Raw genomic sequence first — 2702 nt, forward strand, 5'->3', positions numbered from 1 at the left:
CACCCTAGGGTATAAAAGTCCCATGCAGTACGAACAAATTAATTAAACCCCGTGTCTACTTTATCGGGGTCAGATCATTGCTCATACAACTTAAAACTTAATACCTACAGCTTATAAATAATCCAACAATACATGAAGAACTTTGCTCGTTGCCGTTATAGTCAATAACCTCTATGCTGAGGCTATGCTTCAAAAATAAGGATATTATTATGCAAATAAAACACCACGGAGCAGTTAACGGTGTTACAGGGTCTTGCCACCAGCTTATTATTAACGACAACAACTCAATACTCATCGATTGCGGGCTGTTTCAGGGTGAAGACAGCCACGAAGATCTCAATATCGACTTTGACATATCAACCGTAAAAGCGCTTATTGTTACCCACTGCCATATTGATCACGTAGGCCGCATACCCTACCTTTTTGTAGCAGGGTTTAAAGGACCAATATACACATCTAAAGCAACCGCAAAACTACTACCACTCGTTATTGAAGACGCCTTAAAACTGGGTGTAACGCGTGATGAAGCCATTATAAACACCTGTTTAAGAAGACTAAAACAGCAAATAGTAAGTCTAGATTTTAATAAATGGTACTCCATCCCTGTAGGAGTGAGCTTTAGCCCCGACAAAGCAGCCTTGAGCCCCCAAAGCCAAGAAGCTTTATTTAAAATCCGCCTACAACGCGCCGGCCATATTCTTGGCTCTGCCTATGTAGAAATTGAACTTGGCAAAAAGCCAAGTAATCACAGAGTGGTATTCTCGGGAGATTTAGGAGCCCCATATACACCGTTATTGCCCTCACCTAAACCGCCATACCGTGCCGATACCTTAGTAATAGAATCTACCTATGGTGATAAAAACCATGATGGTCGAAAAAAGCGTGTAAAAGGTTTAAAAAATATTATAGAGCGAGCCGTTAAAGATAACGGTGTGGTACTTATTCCTGCGTTTAGTATTGGCCGAACGCAAGAGTTACTTTATGAGCTAGAACAAATAATTCACTCAGCCCGTAAAAACTCAATGTGGCATAAACTACAAGTAATTGTAGACTCGCCCATGGCCGCCAACTTTACTGCACAGTACCAACATTTTAAAACCCTGTGGGATAACGAAGCAAAGAAGCGAGTTAACCAAGGGCGTCACCCGTTAGATTTTGACCAACTACATACAATTGATACACACCAAGAGCACAAGGCACTCATTAACTTTTTAAGTTCAAAGCAACAGTCAGCGATTATTATAGCTGCCAGCGGTATGTGCACAGGGGGGCGAATTGTTAATTACCTTGAGCAGTTTTTACCTGACAAAACAACCGATATTATTTTTGTTGGCTACCAGGGCAAAGGCACGCTAGGAAGAGATATTCAAACCTACGGCCCAAAAGGCGGTTATGTATATATTAATAACCAAAAGATTTATATAAACGCGGCAGTTCATACCATCAGTGGCTACAGCGCCCACGCAGATCAAAAGGGGCTAATTAGGTTTGTAACAGGTATGAAAAAGAAACCGAAGTTAATCAAAATAGTACACGGCGATGACGAAGCCAAAGCAACCTTGGCTAAAAAATATCAAGCCCTACTGGGCGATAAAACTAAGGTTGAAATAGCTTCTGGCTAGTAACTATGACAGCTATTAAAGAAAATTTTATTCACACAGAGGATAAGAGACGCAGCGCTCAAGAGGTAAAACAAAGTAACTCTTTGATTCATTCTTTATCTTCTCATTAACTTCTCTTTGTGCAAAAAGATCTTAGGTAATATTCACAAAGAGGCCAAGAGGCGCTGCGCTTAAGAGGTAAAACTAAGTAATTCTTAGATTCTCTCTTTACGATATTAGCTATTATCGCAAAGAGACACGGAAGAAAAAATTAATATAAAAGGTGTAAGTATGGATACTGATCTGCTGACAAAAAAAGTTATTGGGTGCGCAATTGAAGTACATAAAGAACTGGGGCCTGGGTTATTAGAGTCGAGCTATGAGGCATGCCTTGCTTATGAACTTAATAAAGAGAAGCTTTTCACTGAAAGACAAATTGACCTCCCAATTAAATATAAAGATACGTTTATTGAAACTGGATACAGGCTAGATCTAATAATAGAAAAAAGACTCAGAGTTGAGTTAAAGTCCGTTGAAAAACTGCTTCCAATTCATAGCGCTCAGTTATTAACATACTTGAAACTAACAAATATAAGCGCAGGCTTACTTATTAATTTTAACTCTCAGAAATTAATCAACGGGATAAAAAGGCTCAACTTGCATCTCTAAAAAAGCACATCTTAATAATACTCACAAAGAAGCTTAGAGATGCTGCACTTTAGAGAAACCAACTTAAAAGATATATTGCTTTCCTCTTTCTCTTCTCATTTATTTCTCTTTGTGCAAAAAAAATCCTAAGTAATATTCACATAGAGGTTAAGAGACGCTTCGCTTTAGAGAAACCAACTTAATAGACATATTGATTTCCTCTTTTTCTTCTCGTTCACTTCTCTTTGTGCAAAAAGGTCTTAGGTAATATTCACAAAGAGGCCAAGGGGCGCTGCGCTTTAGAAAAAATCAAAAATAATCTTGTGGTTTCCTCTTTATCTTCTCATTCATTTCTCTTTGTGCAAAAAAAAATCCTATGATCTGATTTAATGGCACCGCACACTTTTGTGAAGGATAATTAGTCCAACAACAAAGGTGTGAAAATGACCCAAC

2 protein-coding genes are annotated in these 2702 nt (G+C 38.5%); both read left to right on the forward strand.

Features of this window, described 5'->3' with window-relative positions; genetic code table 11:
* Positions 1–209 precede the first annotated feature (209 nt).
* Positions 210–1622, forward strand: coding sequence for an MBL fold metallo-hydrolase RNA specificity domain-containing protein (locus ACSFVZ_RS20385; protein ID WP_435559509.1), 1413 nt, complete (start codon positions 210–212; stop codon positions 1620–1622).
* Between the two features lie 270 nt (positions 1623–1892).
* A complete protein-coding gene (locus ACSFVZ_RS20390; RefSeq protein WP_435559510.1) occupies positions 1893–2270 on the forward strand; it encodes a GxxExxY protein in 378 nt (125 codons plus the stop codon).
* The last annotated feature ends 432 nt before the right edge of the window (positions 2271–2702 follow it).

The sequence above is a fragment of the Pseudoalteromonas nanhaiensis genome, assembly GCF_051235485.1.
Classification (GTDB): Bacteria; Pseudomonadota; Gammaproteobacteria; order Enterobacterales; family Alteromonadaceae; genus Pseudoalteromonas; species Pseudoalteromonas lipolytica_C.

What these genes read in the sequence shown, in the direction of transcription:
- ACSFVZ_RS20385 (WP_435559509.1), top strand. Translation starts at nt 210, where the DNA reads ATGCAAATAAAACACCACGGAGCAGTTAACGGTGTTACAGGGTCTTGC.
- ACSFVZ_RS20390 (WP_435559510.1), top strand. Translation starts at nt 1,893, where the DNA reads ATGGATACTGATCTGCTGACAAAAAAAGTTATTGGGTGCGCAATTGAA.